Source organism: Rhodanobacter sp. OR92 (assembly GCF_000427545.1).
Classification (GTDB): Bacteria; Pseudomonadota; Gammaproteobacteria; order Xanthomonadales; family Rhodanobacteraceae; genus Rhodanobacter; species Rhodanobacter denitrificans.
The window spans coordinates 33,067-51,847 of record NZ_ATYF01000019.1; the positions used below are offsets into that span (position 1 = coordinate 33,067).

Below are 18,781 nucleotides of genomic sequence, written 5' to 3' on the forward strand. Positions count from 1 at the left end.
CCGCTGGCACGCGCCCGGCAGGCATGGCCGACGTGGCCGGCGGCCCCCGTTTCCCGCGGGTGGCGTCGTTGCGCTAAAGAGCATCCGGATGTGGCGTGGCATCGATGGATCCTTCGGGTTTGCTACGGTCATCGGCACGGCGCCGGTTTCCTGAAGGGGTGCGGGGCCGGAACGCGAGCGGCCCGCCCGGCGGCAGGCTTTCACGCACGTCGATGCCGCTGCTCCGGCGCGGGGCTTCAGGCTTCGGCCAGGTTGCCGGCGTCGGCGACGACCCGGTTGCGCCCGGCGCGCTTGGCGCGGTACAGCGCGACGTCTGCCTCCTTGCACAGCCGCTGCAGCCCGTAGCCGGAGGTATCGGTGGAGGCCAGTCCGACGCTGGCGGAAATCGCTATGTGCTGCCCGTCCTTCTCGATCGGCGTCGTGCCGATCGCGATCCGGATGCGCTCGGCGATGTCCAGGCCCTGGTTGCGGGAACACTCGTGCAGCAGGATGCCGAATTCCTCGCCGCCCAGGCGGCCGAACAGGTCGCTGGGGCGCAGGTGCTGCTGGCAGATCGCCACGGCCCGCTTCAGCACGGCGTCGCCCATGGCGTGGCCGTGGGTGTCGTTGATCTGCTTGAAGTGGTCCAGGTCGATGGAGATCAGGCAGGCGTGGCCGAGCTTCTTCTCCAGCAGGCGCAAGATGCGATCGGCCTCGTTGATGAAGTGCTGGTGGTTCAGGATGCCGGTGAGCCCGTCGCGGATCGCCATGCGCTTGAAGCGCCTCTGCGAGCGCATGGTGCGGAGCAGCCAGAGCGCGATGGCCGCCAGCAGGATGATCAGCAGCGTGATGTAGAGCCGGTCGGTCTCCGCGGCCTTGGCGTCCAATGCTTGCTGCAGCTTGAGGACACTGTTTTGCCTGCCAAGCTCTTCGGTTTCCAGCTTGCGGGTCAGAATCTGCTGCTGGACCGTCTGGTAAGCCAATGCCTGTGCGGAGGCATCATTGAGCGAGCCCTTGTCCTGGGCGACATAGCGTTCGTAGTAGGCAAGCGCGGCGGCTGTGTTGCCGTGCCGCTTGGTGACCAGATAGAGCACTTCATACGCATCTTTGAGGTAGTCGTTGACGTCGTCCGGGCCGGCCATCGCCAAGGCGGCGAGTGCCGCCTTTTGGGCGTCATCGTCTTTACCCAGCTGTGCATACGCCTGAGCTCGTTGCACCTGCGCGGACAGCGTGTGCGGGTAGTAATGGTTGATCCGGATGACGGGCGCTATCCGGTCGAGCAGCGCCAAGGTCTTGGCCGGCTGGTGTTCTTCCAGGTGGAGCGTGCCGAGGATGAGCTGCATGGTCGTCGCCATGATGGGCTGTCCAGCCGCTTCGCATGTCTCGATGGCCTGCTGCAGTTCCGGACTCGCGGAGGTGAGCCGCTTGGCGTTGTAGAGCGCGGCCACCAGCTTGGTACGCGAGTAGCACGAGGTCGTCTTCGAAGGATCGATGTCCTCCATCATGTGGGCGTACTTGATCGCCAGATTGGTCTGCCCGGCCAGGTTCAACGTCTGGGACAGGTAGCTGAGGACCTGGAGGCGGGCCTCTTTGTCCCGGATTCGGGGCAGGTCGATCGTGAGCTGCTGGGCCAGTTGGAAGGCGTCTTCATAGCGGCGACCGACCGCCAGGTTGTTCATGAGCAGCGCCGATGCCTTGGTGGCAAGCGTCGGATCGCCTGAATGGCCGACCACATCGCGCAGCGGCTGCTCCGCTGTGGCGTAGCTGCCCTCCAGCGAAGACTCGAGCGCGTCGAGATAGCGCAGATGCCATTGCTCGGCCGTCGTCAGCGCGGGCGATTCGCGATGGATCTGCGCCAGTCGTTCGATGAACTGCCGGTGGTCCTTGATGCGCAGCTCCTCGGTCCGGTCGAGGAAGGCGCTTGCGTCGGTAATCCGGGGGGGATCAGTAGCGCGACCTGCCAGCGCCAGGGCGCAAAGAAGCAGGGCGGCCAGGGCGGTCCCCCTTCCTCTTCCTTGCCGGCCGACGGGCATGGCGCGCGAGGCTATCGTTTGCGCGGCTCGTGGCGATCAGGTTCGGGTGGATGACGCGGTTCGTCGCCGCCGTCGTGGTCGGGTTCGTCTTCCTCGTGTCCCGGGGCATTGGAGATCTGCGGTGCCTTGTTCAGCTTGTGCCCGAACTCTCTGGACAGTAGCGAGCTGTCGCCGGCGGCAACGGCAGATCTGAGAGCTTCGGATGCATTCGCTTGTTCGAGCATCGGTTCAAGTTCGTCGGCGGATGCGTGGCGCAGCGCCGCGTTCTGGCCGATGGTTTCCAGCAGTTCGATCGTATCCGGCATGTTTCCCCCTTTTTCGGATTCCCCGGGCATGCGTTCTGCAAACGCCGCGGATGGCCACAGCGTGTCGGGCGATGCAGGACTTCCTTGGTCCAGCGCCGCCAGCCGCTCGCGCATGGCCCGATTCTGCTTCAAGGGCGCGGCGAGCGGTAGCACCACCGTTTCCCCGGCGGTCAGTTCGGAGCCGGGCTGGTTGCGCAGCGCCATGCGGCGAACCAGCGGGTGCTGGATCGGCAAGGTGGCGCCGCGGTAGACGCTCACCTCGTGGTCGAGCAGTGCTAAGTTGGCGCGAGTCCTTCTCCCGCCCATTGGAGTCGTCATGTCCGTTGCCTTTTTCGCCGGGTTGCCGGCTGCCGTGTCCCGCCGGGTGGCGTGCGGGGTCGTGGCCGTATTGATTGCGCTCGCGGTGGCTCCCCTGGGAGCGCGGCAAGTTCCGGGTGCCGGAGTGCCGCCGCCGCAGGACGTGCCGTACCCCGGCACGATCGCCATCCATGTCGATGCCGGCGACACCGCGCGAGGCATCTTCCGCGTGCACGAGACGATTCCGGTGCAGCCCGGCGCCTTGACCCTGCTGTATCCGCAGTGGATTCCCGGCGACCACTCGCCGACCGGCCCGATCGCCATGCTTGCCGGCCTCGCGCTGAGTGCGAACGGCAAGCCGCTGGCGTGGAAGCGTGACGAGTACGACGTGTACGCGTTCCACCTCGACGTCCCCGCGGGGGTCGCCAGCATCGACGTGGAGTTCCAGTACCTGTCGCCCCGCGATGGCGGATTCGAGATGACCGACCGCATGATGGACATGGAATGGAGCAAGCTGGCGCTGTATCCGGCCGGCCATTTCACCCGCGGCATCACCTTCGCGCCCAGCCTGACGCTGCCGCACGGCTGGCAGCTCGGCAGTGCACTGGAGCCGGCCTCGCAGTCGGGCGATACCACCACGTTCAGGCCGGTGACCTTCAACAACCTGGTCGACTCGCCGGTCTACGCTGGCCAGTACTTCAAGCGCGTCGATCTCACGCCGCCCGGCGGGGCGCCGGTGCACCTGGACGTCGTCGCCGACGCACCGAAGTACCTGGCTATGACGCCCGAACAGGTGCAGGCGCATCGCGCACTGGCGGTGCAGGCGACCAGACTGTTCGGCTCGCACCATTACGACCACTACGATTTCCTGTTCTCGCTGTCGGACCAACTGGGCGGCAACGGCACGGAGCACCACCAGTCCAGCGAGGACGGCCTGGGTGCCGACTACTTCACCGCCTGGGACGACAACGCGCCCGGCCGCGACCTGCTGGCGCATGAATACACCCATTCGTGGAACGGCAAGTTCCGCCGTCCGGCCGACCTGTGGACGCCCAACTTCAACGTGCCGATGGGCGATTCGCTGCTGTGGGTGTACGAGGGGCAGACGCAGTACTGGGGCTACGTGCTGACCGCGCGCGCCGGCCTGTGGACGCCCGAACAGTTCCGCGACGCGCTGGCGATGGTGGCGGCCAACTACGACCGCAACCGCGAGGGCTTCCAGTGGCGCACGCTCGAGGACACCACCAACGACCCGACCGCCGCACGCCGCTCGGGCCTGCCGTATCGCAGCTGGCAGATGAGCGAGGAGTACTACAGCGCCGGGCAGATGATGTGGCTGGAGGTGGACGCCAGGCTCCGCGCGCTGACCCACGACCGCAAGTCGCTGGACGATTTCGCGCGCGCGTTCTTCGGCGTCGACAACGGCAGCTACGTGACGAAAACCTACACCTTCGACGACGTGGTGGCCGCGTTGAACGGCGTGGCGAAGTACGACTGGGCGAGCTTCCTGCATGCGCACGTGGATACGCGCATGCCGCCGCTGCTGGACGGCATCGAGGGCACCGGCTGGAAGCTGGTCTACACCGACAAGGAGAGCGCCTACGAGAAGCAGTACAACAGCCGGCCGCAATCGTCGCGCCACCTGTACAACTTCGCCTGGTCGATTGGCCTGACCATGGCCAAGGGTGGCAAGATCAACGACGTGCGCTGGGAGGGTCCGGCGTTCAAGGCCGGGGTCAGCGCCGGCGCCACCCTCGTCGCGGTGAACGGCCATGACTACAGCGACGATGTGCTGAAAGATGCGATCACGGCGGCGAAAGGCAGCAAGGCGCCGATCCAGCTGCTGCTGAAATACCAGGGCGCCTATCGCACGCTGCCGGTGGATTACCACGACGGCCTGCAGTACCCGCACCTGGTGCGCATCGAGGGTACGCCGGATTACCTCGGCGAGATCATTGCGGCGCGGAAGTAGGCGAGGGCCGGAACGGCGCGGGGACCGACTCTGTATCTGTCCGGACGCCGGCTCAGCGCCGCGTCGCCAGCACGCCATCCAGCGCCGGCTGCGCCTTGAAGCCGGCTTGCTCCAGCCGCCTGGCCACCTCGCGCGGCACGTCGCGGCCGCTGGTGAGCTTGTTCGGGCTGCCGGTGTAGTGGAACAGCCGGCCGCCCTTGCGCAGCACGCGGGCCAGCTGGTCGTAGAACGCCTGCGCGTACAGTTCGCCGGCGATGCCGAAGCGCGGCGGGTCGTGCAAGAGCGCGTCCACCGAGGCATCGGCGAGCTGTGCGATCGCCTGCGACACGTCGGCATGGGCGAGCTGCAGGCGGCCGCCGCTGGCAGGTGACTCGGGATCGGGCGACCACGGGTTGAGCGTGCGCAGCCACAGCACGTCGGCGTTCTTCTCGAACGAGTGGATGCGCGTCGCGCCGGCCACCAGGCAGCAGGCGGCGAAGTAGCCCAGCCCGCCGCAGGTATCCAGCACCACCTTGCCGCGTGGCTCGACCAGCGCCACCTTGCGGCGCGCGTCGTCCAGCGGCGACGCTTTCGCCGTGGGCAGCATCTTGATGCCGTCGATCTCGAACGTGGGTGCGCCCCATTCGGTGGGCACCAGCTTGATCAGCGAGCCGGCGTAGCGCGCCACCGGCGCGAATGCGTCGCCGTCCCAGTAGTAGATCGTGCGGTCCTTCAGCGCGGACGGGTACGGGTAGCGCCGCTGCCGCCACAGCCAGGCGTCGGCCTGCAGCGAGGCTTCGCCGGTCGATGCCCCCAGATCCAGCGAGCCGCGCCATGCATCCGCGCCGGCGTCGCGCGCGGCCAGCAGCGAGGCGGCGACGGGGCGGGTGAGCAGGGGACCGGAGTAGTGCGGCACGGCGGGCTTTCCTGAAAACGACGGCGCAGCGAAGGAGCGGCATCGTAACCCGGCCGCTGCCCGGCGTGACGCAGGCGGGCTGGTCCGGCCGCCCTGCCTGCCGTCGTTTCCGCGCTACCCTTGCCGCTCCCGTCGCCGCTCCGAGGTGGAACATGGCCGTACTGGTCGGCTTTTCCGGCAGCCTGCGCAAAGGCTCGTTCAACGCCGCGCTGCTGCGTGCCGCGGTCGCGGCGATGCCGGCCGGCAGCCGGCTGCGGGTCATGTCGATCGCCGCCTTCCCGCTGTACAACGCCGACGACGAAGCCGCGCACGGCATTCCGGCCGAGGTCGCCGCGCTCAAGGAGGCGATTGCCGCCGCCGATGGCCTGCTGATCGCCACGCCCGAATACAACAACAGCATTCCCGGCGTGACCAAGAACGCGCTGGACTGGCTGACGCGGCCGCCGGCCGACATCCCGCGCGTGTTCGCCGGCAAGCCGGTGGCGCTGATGGGCGCCTCACCCGGCGGCTTCGGCACCATCCTGTCGCAGAACGCCTGGCTTCCGGTGCTGCGCACCATCGGTGCGGAGCTGTGGAGCGGCGGCCGCCTGCTGGTGTCGCGCGCGGGCAGCGTGTTCGATGCCGACGGCGCCATCGCCGATGCGCGTACCGGCGAGCAGCTGCGCCAGTTCATGCAAGGCTTCGTCGCGTTCGCGCAGGGCGGATCGGCGGGGAATCCGTGAAAGTCGCGGTTGATTGACCAAACGCAGGAGGTGGTGCCTTGTCTGATGCAAATGACACAACCCGTGTGAGTCCGGCGCCGCGGATCACCGGCCGCAGCAGTTCGCATTTCACTCGCCTGGTACGCGTGTTCGCGCAGGAGCTGGGCGTGGCCTGCGAGTTCGCCCCGGTCTACGACCTGGCGTCGCTCGAGGCGCGCGACTACGCGGGGAATCCCGCGCTCAAGCTGCCGGTACTCACCATCGATGGGGTGACGGTGTTCGGCGCCGAGAACATCTGCCGCGTGCTGGCGGAATCCGCGCCCGAGCGCCGGCGCGTCGTCTGGCCCGAGGACGTGCGCGAGCTGCAGGCGCGCAATGTGCAGGAGCTCGTCTGGCACGCCATGCAGGCGCAGGTGCAGCTCAGCTTCGGCACGCAGATCGCACACCTGCCGGCGGACAGCATCTACTTCGCCAAGGCCGCCGCGGGATTGCGCAACACCTTGGCGTGGCTCGACGAGAGGCTGGTGGCGGTCATCGAGGCGCTGCCGCCGCGCGACCTCAGCCTGCTGGAGGCGTCGCTGTTCTGCCTGGTCGAGCATCTGGCCTTCCGCACCACCGTCCCGCTGGCGCCTTACGGCCAGCTCACGGCTTTCGCCCGCGAGTTCGGCCAGCGGGCGTCGGCGCGCAGCACGGCGTACCGCTTCGATGCGCCGCCCTCCGCGGGGGAGTGAACGGCCACGTTCCGATGGACGGCTGCTTCACGGAAATTTGCCGGCTCCGTTCGGTGCTTCGCGATACAACAACCGTTTTCGTGCAGGGAGTGACGGCATGCTTCTCCACCGTTCCGGATTGCCGCCGCGAGGCGCGTCGCGGTTCGCGGCGACAGCGCCATGAGCCGCCGCTTCGACGCCATCATCGTCGGCGCCGGCCAGGCCGGCCCGCCGCTGGCGAACCGGCTGACCCGGGCCGGCCGGTCGGTGGCGCTGATCGAGCGCAAGCTGTTCGGCGGCACCTGCGTCAACACCGGCTGCATGCCGACCAAGACTCTGGTGGCCAGCGCGCGCGCCGCGCACATGGCCCGTCGCGCGGCCGATTTCGGCGTGGTGCTGACGGGCGCGGTGGGCATCGACATGGCCAGGGTCAAGGCGCGTGCCGATACCGTCATCGCGAACGCGCGGCACGGCGTGCGCACCTGGCTGGACGGCATGGACGGCTGCACGGTGATCGAAGGCCATGCGCAGTTCGAGGACGCGCACACCCTGCGCGCGGGCGACGAACGGCTCGCCGCGCCGCAGATCTTCCTGAATGTCGGCGGCCGCGCGGCGGTGCCGGACATGCCCGGCCTGCACGGCATCCCATACCTCACCAACACCTCGATCCTGGGCCTGGACCGCGTGCCGGCGCACCTGCTGATCGTCGGCGGCAGCTACATCGGGCTGGAGTACGCGCAGATGTACCGGCGCTTCGGCGCCCGCGTCACCGTGCTGGAAAAAGGCCCGCAGCTGATCGGGCGCGAGGACGCCGACGTGTCGACGGCGGTACGCGGAATCCTGGAAGGCGAAGGCATCGACATCCGCACCGGCGTCGCCGAGCTCGCGTTCGCGGGCGCCGGCGAAACGCTCGCGGTGACGCTCGACGGCGAGCGGCTCGCCTGCAGCCACGTGCTGGTGGCGGTGGGGCGCGTGCCGAACACCGACGACCTCGGCCTCGACCAGGCTGGCGTGGCGACGGATGCGCGCGGCTACATCACCGTCGACGACGAGCTGCGCACCAACGTGCCCGGCATCTGGGCGCTGGGCGACTGCAACGGCCGCGGCGCGTTCACGCATACCGCGTACAACGACTTCGAGATGGTCGCGGCGAACCTGCTCGACGGCGAGCGCCGCAAGCTCAGCGAGCGCGTCAGCGGCTACGCGCTGTACATCGACCCGCCGCTGGGCCGCGTCGGCATCAACGAGGCGCAGGCGCGCGAGCGCGGGCGTCCGTTCCTGGTCGGCAAGCGGCCGATGGGCCGGGTCGGCCGCGCGGTTGAGAGGGACGAGACGCAGGGTTTCATGAAGGTGATCATCGACGCCGACACGAAGGCGATCCTCGGCGCCGCGATCCTCGGCATCGAGGGCGACGAGGCGATCCACGGCATCATCGACATGATGAGCGTGGGCGCCACCGCCACCCAGCTGCAGCACACGGTGCCGATCCACCCGACCGTGTCGGAACTCCTTCCCACGCTGATCGCGGAAGTGCATGCGCCGGGCGGGTAGGGCGACGGGCCGGATGCACCGCCATCGCCCTGCAAGATCGGTCTTGTCCAAATCGCGGGACCCCACGCGTCATAGGCAAGGTGGAGCATGCTGCCCGCCGATCACCCGGAACGGAGAATCACGATGCAATATCTACTGATGCTGTATGCGGAGGAAGGCGGCTGGGCGCGCATGTCGCCGGCCGAACAGGAGCAAGGTGTCGCGGCTTACGGGGCCTATACGCAGGCGTTGAAGACGGCGGGCGCGCTGGTCGGCTCGAACCGCCTGCAGGGCACGACGACCGCGACCACCGTGCGCGTGGCGAACGGCAAGTCGCAGGTGCTGGACGGCCCCTATGCGGACTCCAAGGAGCAACTGGCCGGCTACTACCTGATCGACGTCGCCGACCTGGACGCCGCGCTCGCCTGGGCGGCGCGCTGTCCGGCCGCGAGTCACGGCATTGTCGAAGTGCGGCCGGTCTGGGGCATGTAGCTTGGATCGCACCGCGCAGGCACGCCGTGCGGCGGATGCGGTGGCCCGCCGCAGCTACGGCAAGCTCGTCGCCTTCCTGGCCGCCGCCATGCACGACGTGGCGGCGGCCGAGGATGCCTTGTCCGAGGCGTTTGCCACGGCTCTGGCGGACTGGCCGCGCACCGGCTGCCCCGCGAATCCGGAAGCCTGGCTGCTGACCGTCGCCAGGCGCAAGGGGATCGACCGGTTCCGGCAGCATCGCAACGGCGAGGTGGCGGCCGTGCAGTTGCGCATCCTCGCCGAGATCGAGGAGAGCGCGGTGACGGAAGGGGACGATGCGGCCATCCCGGATCGGCGCCTCGCGCTGCTGTTCGCCTGTGCGCATCCGGCCATCGATACCGGCATCCGCGCGCCGCTGATGCTGCAGGTGGTGCTTGGGCTGGATGCGAAGGCGATCGCCGCGGCGTTCCTCGCCTCGCCCGAGGCCATGGGCAAGCGGCTGGGGCGGGCCAAGCAGAAGATCCGGCAGGCCGGCATCCCCTTTGTCGTGCCGACGCGCGACGAACTGGCCGGGCGGCTGGACGGCGTGCTGGAAGCCGTCTACGCCGCCTTCGCCGAAGGCTGGAGCGATCCCGGCGGCACCGATGCGATCCGCCGCGACCTCACCGCGGAGGCGCTGTTCCTCGCCCGGCTGGTGGTCGAGCTGCTGCCGCAGGAGCCGGAGGCGCTGGGCCTGCTGGCCTGCATGCTGCACGCGGAAGCGCGCCGTGCCGCGCGCCGCACGGCGGCGGGCGACTACGTGCCGCTGGCCGAACAGGATGTCGCGCGGTGGGATGCGGCGATGATCGACGAAGCCGAGGCGCTGCTGCTGCGCGCCAGCCGGCTGGGCCGTATCGGCCGCTACCAGCTCGAAGCCGCGCTGCAGTCGGCGCATGTCGAGCGTTGCCGCAGCGGCCGCACCGACTGGGCGCCGGAGGTGCAGCTCTACGACGCGCTGCTGGCGCTGTGCGACTCGCCGGTGGTCGCGCTCAACCGCGCGCTGGCCATCGCGGAGCTGAAGGGTTCGGAGGCTGCGCTCGAGATCATGGACGCGCTCGCCGCCGATGGCCGGCTCGTCGATTACCAGCCTTACTGGGCGGCACGGGCGGCGTTGCTGGCCAGGACGCACGCCTACCGCGACGCGCGGCACGCCTTCGACGTCGCGATCGGTCTTGCCGGCGATCCCGCCGTGCGCCGTTTCCTGCAGGATCGCCAGGCCGCGTTGCCGCGCTGAGCCTGGTGCGCTGCGAAGAGAGCGCGAGGGAGGTCAGGCGTTTCCCCGCCGCGTCTTTTCCGCGGCTTCGCCGGTTTTTCCGATCGCGCCGCACTCGACCGCCTGCTGCAGCCGCTGCACCTCTTCGAGTATGCCCATGAAGCGGCGGCCGAACGGCGTCAGCCGGTATTCCACCTCGACCGGCGGCTTCTCGCCGTGCACGGTGCGGTGCATGATGCCGAAGCGGGTCATCTTGCGCAGGCGCTCGTTCATCACCTTGGCGGAGAGCCCCGTGCAGGCGCGCAGCAGCGCGCTGGGGCGATGGTTTCCTTCCGCGCAGAGCTGCAGCAGCCGGATCGACCATTTGCAGCCGATGATGCTTTCGACCATCGATGCGACGGGAACAGGCGGGGGAGCGGCGTTCGCCGTGTCCGGCCGCTTGCTGGTCGCGGGTTCGTGTTCGCCCATGTCGTAACCACCTTACCGAAAAGTGCCTTCCTGACGCGCGCCGGTGCCGTCGCTAGAGTCCGTGGCCACGGAGCGCAGGCCCGCGCCCCGAACCCGGCGCAACCAGAGGAGCCAAGACATGAAAGAAACCCATGCCATTCCCGGATACACCTTCGGCACCGGTGCGATCGCGCGTTCACCGGTGACGCTCGGCGACTTCGAGCTGATGAAGAAGAGCATCCTGTTCGACGACGAGGACGTCAAGTATCTGCGCCTTTCGCGCGGCATCGTGGCGGATCAGGTCGAGGCGATCCTCGACGTCTGGTACGGCTTCGTCGGTTCGCAGCCGCACCTGCTGGCGTCCTTCACCGGCCGGGCCGACGGCAAGCCGCTGGGCGATTATCTCGGCGCCGTGCGCAAGCGCTTCGGCCAATGGATCCTCGACACGGCCGCCGCCGAGTATGACCAGCGCTGGCTCGACTACCAGCACGAGATCGGCCTGCGCCACCACCGCGCAAAGAAGAACCGCACCGACGGCGCCGCCTCCACCGCCATCGTGCCGTTCCGCGACCTGTTTGCGCTGATCTACCCGGTGACCTTCACGCTCCGGCCGTTCCTCGCCAGCAAGGGACACACCGCCGACGAAGTGGAGAAGATGTACGCCGCATGGCTGAAGTCGTGTCTGCTGCAGATGACGCTGTGGACCTACCCGTACGTCAAGGACGGAGATTTCTGATGAAACCCGAAGCGGCTCCCGAGTGGCGCACCAGCGCCTGGCTGAACACTCCCGAGCCGCTGAGCGTGGCCCACTTTCGCGGGCGCGTGGTTCTGCTGCACGCCTTCCAGATGCTCTGCCCGGGCTGCGTGGCGCACGGCATCCCGCAGGCGCAGCGCGTGGCGACGCTGTTCGAGGGCGCGCCGCTGGCGGTGGTCGGCCTGCACACGGTGTTCGAGCATCATGCGGCGATGGGGCCGGAGTCGTTGCGCGCGTTCCTGCACGAGTATCGCGTGGGCTTCCCGGTCGGCATCGACGCGCCCGGCCCGGACGGCGATCCGATTCCGCGCACCATGCGCGCCTACGCCATGCAGGGCACGCCGACCGCGATCCTGATCGACGCGCAGGGACGCCTGCGCAACCAGGTGTTCGGCCAGTACGACGACCTGCTGCTCGGCGCGGAGATCGGCGCGCTGCTGGTCGAGGCGGGGCAGCAACGCCTCGAGGCTACGGGCGTTGCGTCGGCGGCGGGGCATTGCGCCGATGGCCGTCGCGAGGCGGATGCCGAGGCACCAGGGCAGAACCCGCTTTCGTAGGAATGCGCCGGATGCGCTCCTGCGGCGGCAGGTGTCGATCCGGCGCGGAGCCGTTCGTCGCCATGGCAGGAGCACGTTGGGCGGGCCGGCGCGGCCCTGCCGCGTGGCTCCGCCGTAAACCCACAGGAGAGTGAGGACGATGCGATTCCTTTCAATGATCAGGATCAACGAGAACTGCGGACTGCAGCCCAGCGAGCAGCTGATGAGCGATATGGGCAAGCTGCTGGAAGAAGTGACCCAAGCCGGGGTCATGCTCGACACCGCTGGGCTCAGGCCGACTTCGGAAGGCGTCCGCGTGCGGCTTTCGCACGGCAAGATCAGCGTAGTCGATGGTCCGTTCACCGAGGCGAAGGAAGTGATCGGCGGTTACGCGGTGATGGAGACGAAGTCGATGGAAGAGGCGATCCACTGGACCGAGCGCTTTCTGAAAGTCCACGGCGACGAGTGGGACATCACGTGCGAAGTACGTCAGCTGGAGACACATCCCTCGAGTTGAAGACGCGGCTCGTCTGGCGGATTGCCCGGCACATCAAGCGTCACGCGTCCGGGTCGGCAGAAATCTGCTGCCGACCCGACGCAAGCATCAGGTCGGGTAGTCGAGCTTCGGGTACCAGTCCGTGCCGCGGCCTTCCGGCGTGCAGTCCAGGATGGTCCACAGCGGCATCAGGTCCGGCGCGCCGCGCGGGTCCTGGCCGGGGTCGGCGCTCTCGAAGCCCATCTCGCCGCTCCAGAAGTGGCGGATCGTGCCGTCACGGCGGGTAAACACGTTGAAGGCAGCCTGGTCGCCGTCGCCGCCGTCCGGGTCGATGGCGAAGTAGTCGCGGCTGTAGGCGCCGTCGACATCCGAGTACAGCCGCAGGTCGCGCCAGCCGCGTTCGTTCTTGAACGCGACCAGGCGCTCGATCGGCGAACGCGCCACCACGGCCAGCGCCACGCGCTGGGCCACGTCGCGCGCCTCGCCGTCCCACGCGCCCAGCAGCGAGGTGCACATCGGGCAGGGCCGCGCGCGCTGCGGGCCGAACATGTAGCTGTAGACCACCAGGGTCTGCCTGTCGCCGAACAGGCCGGCGAAATCGACCGGCCCGTGTTCGCCGCGGAAGCGGTAGTCGCCGGTCACCTCGCCGCCGGGTGGCAGTGCGCGGCGCAGCTCGGCGACACGCTCGATGTGCCGGCGCAGCGCGATCTCCTCGGCCAGCAAGGCGGTGCGCGCGCGGCGGTAGCCATCGCCTTCGTTGGGGAAGCGCATGGGGTTGCGCGCAGCGAGCTCGGCGGCGGGCACGAGGGTGGGGGCAGGGCTCATCACGGTTCTCCTGGGCTCGGGACTACCTGGATGACGAACGGGCGCCGGTGACATCGACATCGCGTGGCGGCGCTGCTGACACAAAGCTGTCAGCAGCACCACGCCAGAGTGCGCGCACCTTCCGTCATCGAGTTCGCCATGTCGTCCACCGGCCTCACCCTGTACGCCAGCCGCGCCGGCTTCGGCCTGCCCGACACCAGCCCGTTCGTGCTCAAGACCGAGGTGCAGCTGAAGATGGCCGGGTTGGCCTACGGCTGCGTCTCGACGATTCCGCCGCAGGCGCCGAACGGCAAGCTGCCCTTCATCGACGACCATGGCGAGGTGGTCGGCGATTCCACTTTCATCCGTGCGCACATCGAGCGCAGGTACGGCGTGGACCTGGATGCCGGGCTGGACGCGCGGCAGCGGGCGCAGGCCTGGGCGATCGAGCGCCTGCTGGAGGATCACCTGTACTTCGCGATGGTCTGGTTCCGCTGGATCGATCCGGACAGCTTCGCCAAGGGGCCGGCGCACTTCGTCGACGATGCGCCCGAGGCGCAGCGAGCGCCATTGCGCCGCGACATGCAGGCACGCAAGTTCGCCGAACTGCACGCGCAGGGGCTGGGTCGGCATGCACCGGGAAAGATCGCCGAACTGGGCACGCGCTCGATCGACGCGCTGGCCGAACTGCTCGGCAACAGGCCGTACTTCATGGGGGCATCGGCCAGTGCCGTGGACGCCACCGCCTTCGGCATGCTCGCCTGCACCGCCACGCCGTTCTTCGACACGCCGCTGCGCCGGGCGGTGGAAGCGCAGCCGAACCTGGTGGCCTATGTCGCGCGGATGATGCAGCGCTTCTACCCCGAACATGCCTGGGGCTGAGCGTGGCCTGCGGCGCGGCGCTCAGCCCGGCGCGGGCCGGTTCCGGCGCACCCGCTGCGCCACCGGCACCAGTGCGAGCAGCGCCACGACTGCGAAACAGGCGCCGGCGAGGAAGGTGGCGTGCGAGCCGAACGCATCCCACAACTCGCCGGCCACCACGCTGGCCGCCAGCAGGGCCAGTCCGCTCACCAGATTGAACACGCCGTACGCGGTGCCGCGCAGGTTGGCCGGCGCGGCGTCGGCGACCAGCGCGGCCAGCAGGCCCTGGGTCATGCCCATGTGCAGGCCCCACAGCGTCACGCCCAGCGCCAGCCCGGCCAGCCCGCCGACAAAGGCCAGCGCCAGGTCCGACGCCACCAGTACCAGCACGCCCAGCCCGAGCAGCGCCCCGCGGTCGAAGCGGTCAGCCAGCACGCCGACCGGGTAGGACGACAGCGCGTACACCACGTTCATCACCACCAGCACCAGCGGGATCAGCACCAGCCCCAGCCCCAGTTCCTGCGCGCGCAACACCAGGAAGGCCTCGCTGAAACGGGCCAGGGTGAACACCGCGGCGATCGCCACCACGCCCCAGTACAGCGGCGGCAGGCGTGCCAGCTCGGCGCGCGACCATGGCGCGCGCGCGGGTTTTCCCTCCTTGTCGCCCCGCGCGTCGCGTACGCCGAACACCACCAGCGCGAACGCGGCGAAGCCCGGCAGCACCGCGAACCAGAACACCAGCGGAATGTTGTCGGCGGTCAGCCACATCAGCATGATCGCCAGCGCGGGGCCGAGGAACGCACCGGTCGTGTCGAGCGACTGGCGCAGGCCGAACGAGGCGCCGCGCAGTTCGGCCGGTGCCAGGTCGGCGATCAGCGCATCGCGTGGCGCACCGCGAATGCCCTTGCCGATGCGGTCCACGAAACGTGCGGCGACCACCCAGTCGAGCGTGCCCGCCAGTGGAAAGACCGGCTTGGTGAATGCGGCCAGGCCGTAGCCGATCGCCACCAGCAGCTTGCGTCGGCCCAGCCAGTCCGACAGCGCGCCGGAGAACACCTTGGTGATCGCCGCGGTGGCTTCGGCGATGCCTTCGATGAAGCCGACCGCGAGCGCCGAGGCGCCGAGCACGTCGACCAGGTACACCGGCAGCAGCGCGTGGATCATCTCCGAGGAGGTGTCCATCAGCATCGAGACCAGGCCGAGTGCCCAGATGCCGGCCGGGATCCGGCGCAGCACGGAAGGCGTTTTCGCCGTGGCGCTGCCGGATGCTTCCGTGGGCTGGTTCATGGCGGCGCTTTCCGGGGTGGCGCGGTCAGGCCGTGCAGTGGCCTGGCAGGGTGTAGCTCAGATTGTAACTGTGCTTGGCGCCGGCGAGGGTGATCGTCATCGCGCCGTCCAGGCCGGCCAGCTCGCCCGTGCCGGAGCCGGGCACCACCGCCACGCTCCACTCCTGCGGCGTGCCGTCGACCATCAGCGCGCGGTGCACCAGCACGAAACTGCCGCTGCGGCCGTGCAGCTTGCCGCTGACTTTTTCCAGCGCCACGTAGGCGCCGGAAATGGTGCCGTCGCCCGCCGCCAGCATCTCGCCCTGGCTGGTGGCGTCGAGGTCGCCATGGAACTGCTTGTCCAGCGACAGGCGGCCGAGGCCGGAGGCCCTGGCCTGGGGGTTGTCGGGGGTCTGCGGTTGTATCTTGACGTTGAAGTTGCCGGCGGCGTGCATGGGAACGGGCTCCGTGGGGGTTCGTGCAAGGGCTGCCGAAGGCAGGGAAGCCGCGACGGCGAGCAGGAACAGCATCGTGTCCTTCGTGGGAAACTCCTGCGTGGTGTCGCGTGCCGACATGAGAGCACGGCTGGAGCATCGATGATTGTAAAAACGCGACAGGCCGGTGCCATCTGCCGCGGGTGGCGCCAATGAACGAGGGCGTCGGCGAGGCTCGCGGCGTGCTGCGCCATGCGCCGGTGGCGGGCGTGTTCCATCATGCGCGTATCGCGCCACCGCCCGCACTGGCCGGCGTGGTGCAGCACTACTGGATCGTGCGCTGGGACCTGCAGGACGGCCCGCCGCAGCTGCGCGAAACCCTGCCGCACCCGAACGTACACCTGGTGTGCGAAGCCGGCGGCAGCCGCATCCACGGCATTCACACCGACCGTTTCAGCACCACGCTGGAAGGGCGCGGCGGCGTGTTCGGCGTGAAGTTCCGTCCCGGCGGGTTCCGCGGCTTCCTGCGGCAGCCGGTGTCCGCATTGCGCAACCGATCGATCCCGCCGCAACAGGTGTTCGGCGAGAATGCGGCGCGGCTGGAGGCGATCCTGCACGCGCAGCCGCACGACGAACGCATGGTGACGCTGGCCAGCGACTTCCTCGCCGCCCGCCTGCCGCCGCCCGATGCGCAGGCGCTGCGCGTGGGCGAAGTGGTGGACGCCATCGCCACGGATCGCAGCATCCGTACCCTCGACGACGTGACCTCGCGCTGGCCGCTGACTCCGCGCACGCTGCAGCGATGGTTCAACCAGTACGTAGGCATCGGCCCGAAGTGGGTGATCAACCGCTACCGCATGCACGAAGCGCTGCAGCGTGTCGATGCCGGTGACGCGGTGGACTGGTTGCGGCTGGCGCTGGAGCTGGGCTACTTCGACCAGGCGCATTTCATCCGCGACTTCAGGGCGCTGGTGGGGTGTCCGCCGGCGGAATATGCACGGCGGGGGCGGGCGGGCTGAGGCTGGCGCGACGCGGTATCGGCCGGGGATGCCGGTTTCCTGCCGTGCTACCTTGCGGGGCGTGGCGGTCCGAAGGTCCCGCGTGCGCATCACGGAAGCGGCACGCCGACCCCGGCTTTCGGTCGGCATACGGGAACCGGCATGCACTTCGACCTCTTTACGCTCGGCGTCATCGGCGCGGCCATCGGCATCGCCATCTCGATAAGTTTCACCCTGCTCGGGCTGGTGCTGCGCGGCCTGCCGGCGCTGCGCATCTGGGCCACCGCGTTCTGGGTCATAACCGCCGCCGCGCTTACCCAGGGGCTGAACGAAAACGGCAGCCTGCTCTCCACGGTCGTGGGCGGCGGCCTGATCGCGCTGGCCAACGCGCTGATGCTGATGGGCATCGCCATCCACCTGCGCTACCCGCTGCGCTGGCGCTGGCCGCTGGCGGTGGTGGGTCTGTTCGTCGCCTGCCAGGTCGACGTTTACCTGTCGCCGCCGACGCAGACGGTCTCGGCGCTGATGTTCGGCGGCTACAGCGTGGTCTGGGACGCGTGGATGGTCTGGGTGCTGCTGTGGCGCTCGCCGCGGGACATGCGCAGCACCTGCAGCTTCACCGCGCTGATCTTCATCATCGACGCGCTGTTCTACCTGCTGCGTTCGGTGGTGGTGCTGTTTCCGCAACTGCTCGCGCACTCGCCGCTCGACGAACTGCTCACTACCTGGAATTACCTGTTCGGCATCCTGTCCTCGTTCCTGCTGAGCACCGGGTTCACCCTGATGCTGGCCGAGCGGCTGACCCTGGACCTGCGCCGGCTGGCGCGTACCGACGGGCTCACCGGCCTGCTCAATCGCAGCGCGCTGATCGAGGCGGGCGCCCGCCTGGTGGACGCCTGTCGCGCGCGCGGGCAGGGCTGCAGCGTGCTGATGTTCGACCTGGACCACTTCAAGTCAATCAACGACAACTGGGGCCACGCCGCGGGCGACGCGGTGCTCATCCATTTCGTCGCGGTGATCCGCAGCGTGGGACTGCCGCGCGGCACCCTGTTCGCGCGCTACGGAGGCGAGGAGTTCATGCTGTTGCTGCCCGCCATCGAGCCTGCGCGTGCCGCCGCGCTCGCCGAGCGCATGCGCACCGCCGTGGCGGCGGCACCGGCGGTGTTCGAAGGCAGCCGCATCGACATCACCACCAGTGTGGGCGGGGCCACTGCCGTCGACGCGAACGTCGAGCAATTGGTGAATGCCGCCGATGTCGCGCTGTATCGGGCCAAGCACCAGGGCCGCAATCAGGTGGCGTGGAATTCCGAGGCGTAAAGAGAGCCGGGCATGGATGGGGCGGCTTCCCACCCCGGAAACGCAAAACCGCCTCCCTCTCTCCCCATGTGCCTGCACCCGATCCGGCAGCCACGGCATTTTCGCACCCGTTACACCCGCACTTTTGCCTGTGTAACTGATACAGCCTCAAAAGTGTCGGATAACACGGCTGCTTGTACCCGCATCGATGACGGTGCTGCCGCGCAAGATCCTGATCCGTTTTAGGAATCGTCGGCTTGTGCGGTCAGGATCGGAGCCGCATACTCGGTGCAACACCCCACTTTTGGGGTCTACTAAGCGTTAGGGGAAACTAGTGAAAGACTACGAACGCGTCGCCGTCATACATCGAATCCTGGCTGTGCTGTGGGGCATAACTTGGCTCTGCTCGATATACAGAATTTTTTCACCAAACGTTGGCCAGTCCAGATGGGAATGGGCCGCCCTCAGCATCGTTTACTTGGTAGGACTGAGCGGCCATGTACTGTTGGCGTTGGGCGCATCTTCCGCAAAACCTTGGGCTCGCCCATGGAGTCTTGCTACCGCACCGCTCTATATTCTCGCCTTCCCACTCGGCACCTTTGTCGCCGTTCGTCTGTATCTTGATACTAAAAACCAGTGGCAACCTCCCAAGAAGCGGGAATCATTGGCAGATTCGTGGTCAACGATCACGCCCTAACTATTCATTCGAGGCGGACGGCTTCGCCGCCGCTCAATTCCAGCGTTA

Annotated in this window: 19 protein-coding genes; 12 read left to right on the forward strand and 7 right to left on the reverse strand. The window is 68.5% G+C overall.

The features are described 5' to 3' along the window. Positions 1 to 236: 236 nt before the first annotated feature. Together RHOOR92_RS0111185 and RHOOR92_RS19990 are read right to left on the reverse strand one after the other, a co-directional pair. The gene (locus tag RHOOR92_RS0111185) at positions 237 to 2,012 is read right to left on the reverse strand and encodes a GGDEF domain-containing protein (protein WP_007511822.1); all 1,776 of its coding nucleotides are present in this window, start codon (positions 2,010 to 2,012) and stop codon (positions 237 to 239) included. A gap of 11 nt (positions 2,013 to 2,023) precedes the next feature. Next, on the reverse strand, positions 2,024 to 2,575 hold the full coding sequence (locus tag RHOOR92_RS19990) for a hypothetical protein (protein WP_007511820.1): 552 nt from the start codon (positions 2,573 to 2,575) through the stop codon (positions 2,024 to 2,026). Positions 2,576 to 2,633: 58 nt separating this feature from the next. On the opposite strand from RHOOR92_RS19990, the gene RHOOR92_RS0111195 reads away from it, so the two are divergent. After that, positions 2,634 to 4,586 carry a M61 family metallopeptidase gene (locus tag RHOOR92_RS0111195; RefSeq protein WP_037115330.1) on the forward strand — a complete coding sequence of 651 codons (1,953 nt, stop codon included), beginning with the start codon at positions 2,634 to 2,636 and terminating at the stop codon, positions 4,584 to 4,586. Positions 4,587 to 4,638: 52 nt separating this feature from the next. Here the strand turns inward: RHOOR92_RS0111195 and RHOOR92_RS0111200 are convergent, their stop codons facing one another. Then, the gene (locus tag RHOOR92_RS0111200) at positions 4,639 to 5,481 is read right to left on the reverse strand and encodes an MnmC family methyltransferase (protein ID WP_007511815.1); all 843 of its coding nucleotides are present in this window, start codon (positions 5,479 to 5,481) and stop codon (positions 4,639 to 4,641) included. 152 nt (positions 5,482 to 5,633) lie between these two features. Here RHOOR92_RS0111200 and RHOOR92_RS0111205 point away from each other — a divergent pair, with 152 nt between their 5' ends. The 5 genes from RHOOR92_RS0111205 (at position 5,634) to RHOOR92_RS0111225 (ending at position 10,166) form a co-directional block, all read left to right on the forward strand. Then, complete coding sequence (locus tag RHOOR92_RS0111205; RefSeq protein ID WP_027490259.1) at positions 5,634 to 6,203, forward strand: NADPH-dependent FMN reductase; 570 nt, start codon at positions 5,634 to 5,636, stop codon at positions 6,201 to 6,203. Positions 6,204 to 6,241: 38 nt separating this feature from the next. Beyond that, positions 6,242 to 6,913 carry a glutathione S-transferase N-terminal domain-containing protein gene (locus RHOOR92_RS0111210; RefSeq protein WP_027490260.1) on the forward strand — a complete coding sequence of 224 codons (672 nt, stop codon included), beginning with the start codon at positions 6,242 to 6,244 and terminating at the stop codon, positions 6,911 to 6,913. 159 nt (positions 6,914 to 7,072) lie between these two features. Further along, entirely contained in the window at positions 7,073 to 8,443 is a 1,371-nt protein-coding gene (locus RHOOR92_RS0111215) for an FAD-containing oxidoreductase (protein WP_027490261.1), read from the forward strand. Between the two features lie 123 nt (positions 8,444 to 8,566). Beyond that, positions 8,567 to 8,914 carry a YciI family protein gene (locus RHOOR92_RS0111220; protein WP_027490262.1) on the forward strand — a complete coding sequence of 116 codons (348 nt, stop codon included), beginning with the start codon at positions 8,567 to 8,569 and terminating at the stop codon, positions 8,912 to 8,914. A 1-nt stretch (position 8,915) separates the two neighbouring features. Next, the gene (locus RHOOR92_RS0111225) at positions 8,916 to 10,166 is read left to right on the forward strand and encodes a DUF6596 domain-containing protein (protein ID WP_027490263.1); all 1,251 of its coding nucleotides are present in this window, start codon (positions 8,916 to 8,918) and stop codon (positions 10,164 to 10,166) included. A 33-nt stretch (positions 10,167 to 10,199) separates the two neighbouring features. Here RHOOR92_RS0111225 and RHOOR92_RS0111230 read toward each other — a convergent pair whose 3' ends face one another. After that, entirely contained in the window at positions 10,200 to 10,613 is a 414-nt protein-coding gene (locus RHOOR92_RS0111230) for a helix-turn-helix domain-containing protein (protein ID WP_007511804.1), read from the reverse strand. 118 nt (positions 10,614 to 10,731) lie between these two features. Here RHOOR92_RS0111230 and RHOOR92_RS0111235 point away from each other — a divergent pair, with 118 nt between their 5' ends. From RHOOR92_RS0111235 to RHOOR92_RS0111245, 3 genes are all read left to right on the forward strand, one after another. After that, positions 10,732 to 11,328, forward strand: coding sequence for a protoglobin domain-containing protein (locus RHOOR92_RS0111235; protein WP_007511802.1), 597 nt, complete (start codon positions 10,732 to 10,734; stop codon positions 11,326 to 11,328). After that, complete coding sequence (locus RHOOR92_RS0111240) at positions 11,328 to 11,903, forward strand: alkyl hydroperoxide reductase (protein WP_027490264.1); 576 nt, start codon at positions 11,328 to 11,330, stop codon at positions 11,901 to 11,903. The genes RHOOR92_RS0111235 and RHOOR92_RS0111240 overlap by 1 nt, the downstream gene beginning before the upstream one ends. Positions 11,904 to 12,042: 139 nt before the next feature. Continuing rightward, a complete protein-coding gene (locus tag RHOOR92_RS0111245; protein ID WP_015448139.1) occupies positions 12,043 to 12,399 on the forward strand; it encodes a YciI family protein in 357 nt (118 codons plus the stop codon). 87 nt (positions 12,400 to 12,486) lie between these two features. Here the strand turns inward: RHOOR92_RS0111245 and RHOOR92_RS0111250 are convergent, their stop codons facing one another. Beyond that, entirely contained in the window at positions 12,487 to 13,203 is a 717-nt protein-coding gene (locus tag RHOOR92_RS0111250) for a DUF899 family protein (protein ID WP_027490265.1), read from the reverse strand. A gap of 138 nt (positions 13,204 to 13,341) precedes the next feature. Between RHOOR92_RS0111250 and RHOOR92_RS0111255 the strand changes: the two genes are divergently transcribed. Beyond that, a complete protein-coding gene (locus RHOOR92_RS0111255; protein ID WP_015448137.1) occupies positions 13,342 to 14,064 on the forward strand; it encodes a glutathione S-transferase family protein in 723 nt (240 codons plus the stop codon). A 21-nt stretch (positions 14,065 to 14,085) separates the two neighbouring features. Here RHOOR92_RS0111255 and RHOOR92_RS0111260 read toward each other — a convergent pair whose 3' ends face one another. Then, complete coding sequence (locus tag RHOOR92_RS0111260) at positions 14,086 to 15,330, reverse strand: MFS transporter (protein WP_015448136.1); 1,245 nt, start codon at positions 15,328 to 15,330, stop codon at positions 14,086 to 14,088. Positions 15,331 to 15,355: 25 nt separating this feature from the next. Next, positions 15,356 to 15,763, reverse strand: a complete 408-nt coding sequence (locus RHOOR92_RS0111265; protein WP_015448135.1) for a DUF3224 domain-containing protein — start codon at positions 15,761 to 15,763, stop codon at positions 15,356 to 15,358. Positions 15,764 to 15,954: 191 nt separating this feature from the next. Here RHOOR92_RS0111265 and RHOOR92_RS0111270 point away from each other — a divergent pair, with 191 nt between their 5' ends. Both RHOOR92_RS0111270 and RHOOR92_RS0111275 read left to right on the forward strand, forming a co-directional pair. Continuing rightward, positions 15,955 to 16,761: a helix-turn-helix domain-containing protein gene (locus RHOOR92_RS0111270; RefSeq protein ID WP_015448134.1), complete on the forward strand. Its 807-nt coding sequence runs from the start codon at positions 15,955 to 15,957 to the stop codon at positions 16,759 to 16,761. 141 nt (positions 16,762 to 16,902) lie between these two features. Then, on the forward strand, positions 16,903 to 18,057 hold the full coding sequence (locus RHOOR92_RS0111275; protein WP_015448133.1) for a GGDEF domain-containing protein: 1,155 nt from the start codon (positions 16,903 to 16,905) through the stop codon (positions 18,055 to 18,057). Positions 18,058 to 18,781 lie beyond the last annotated feature (724 nt).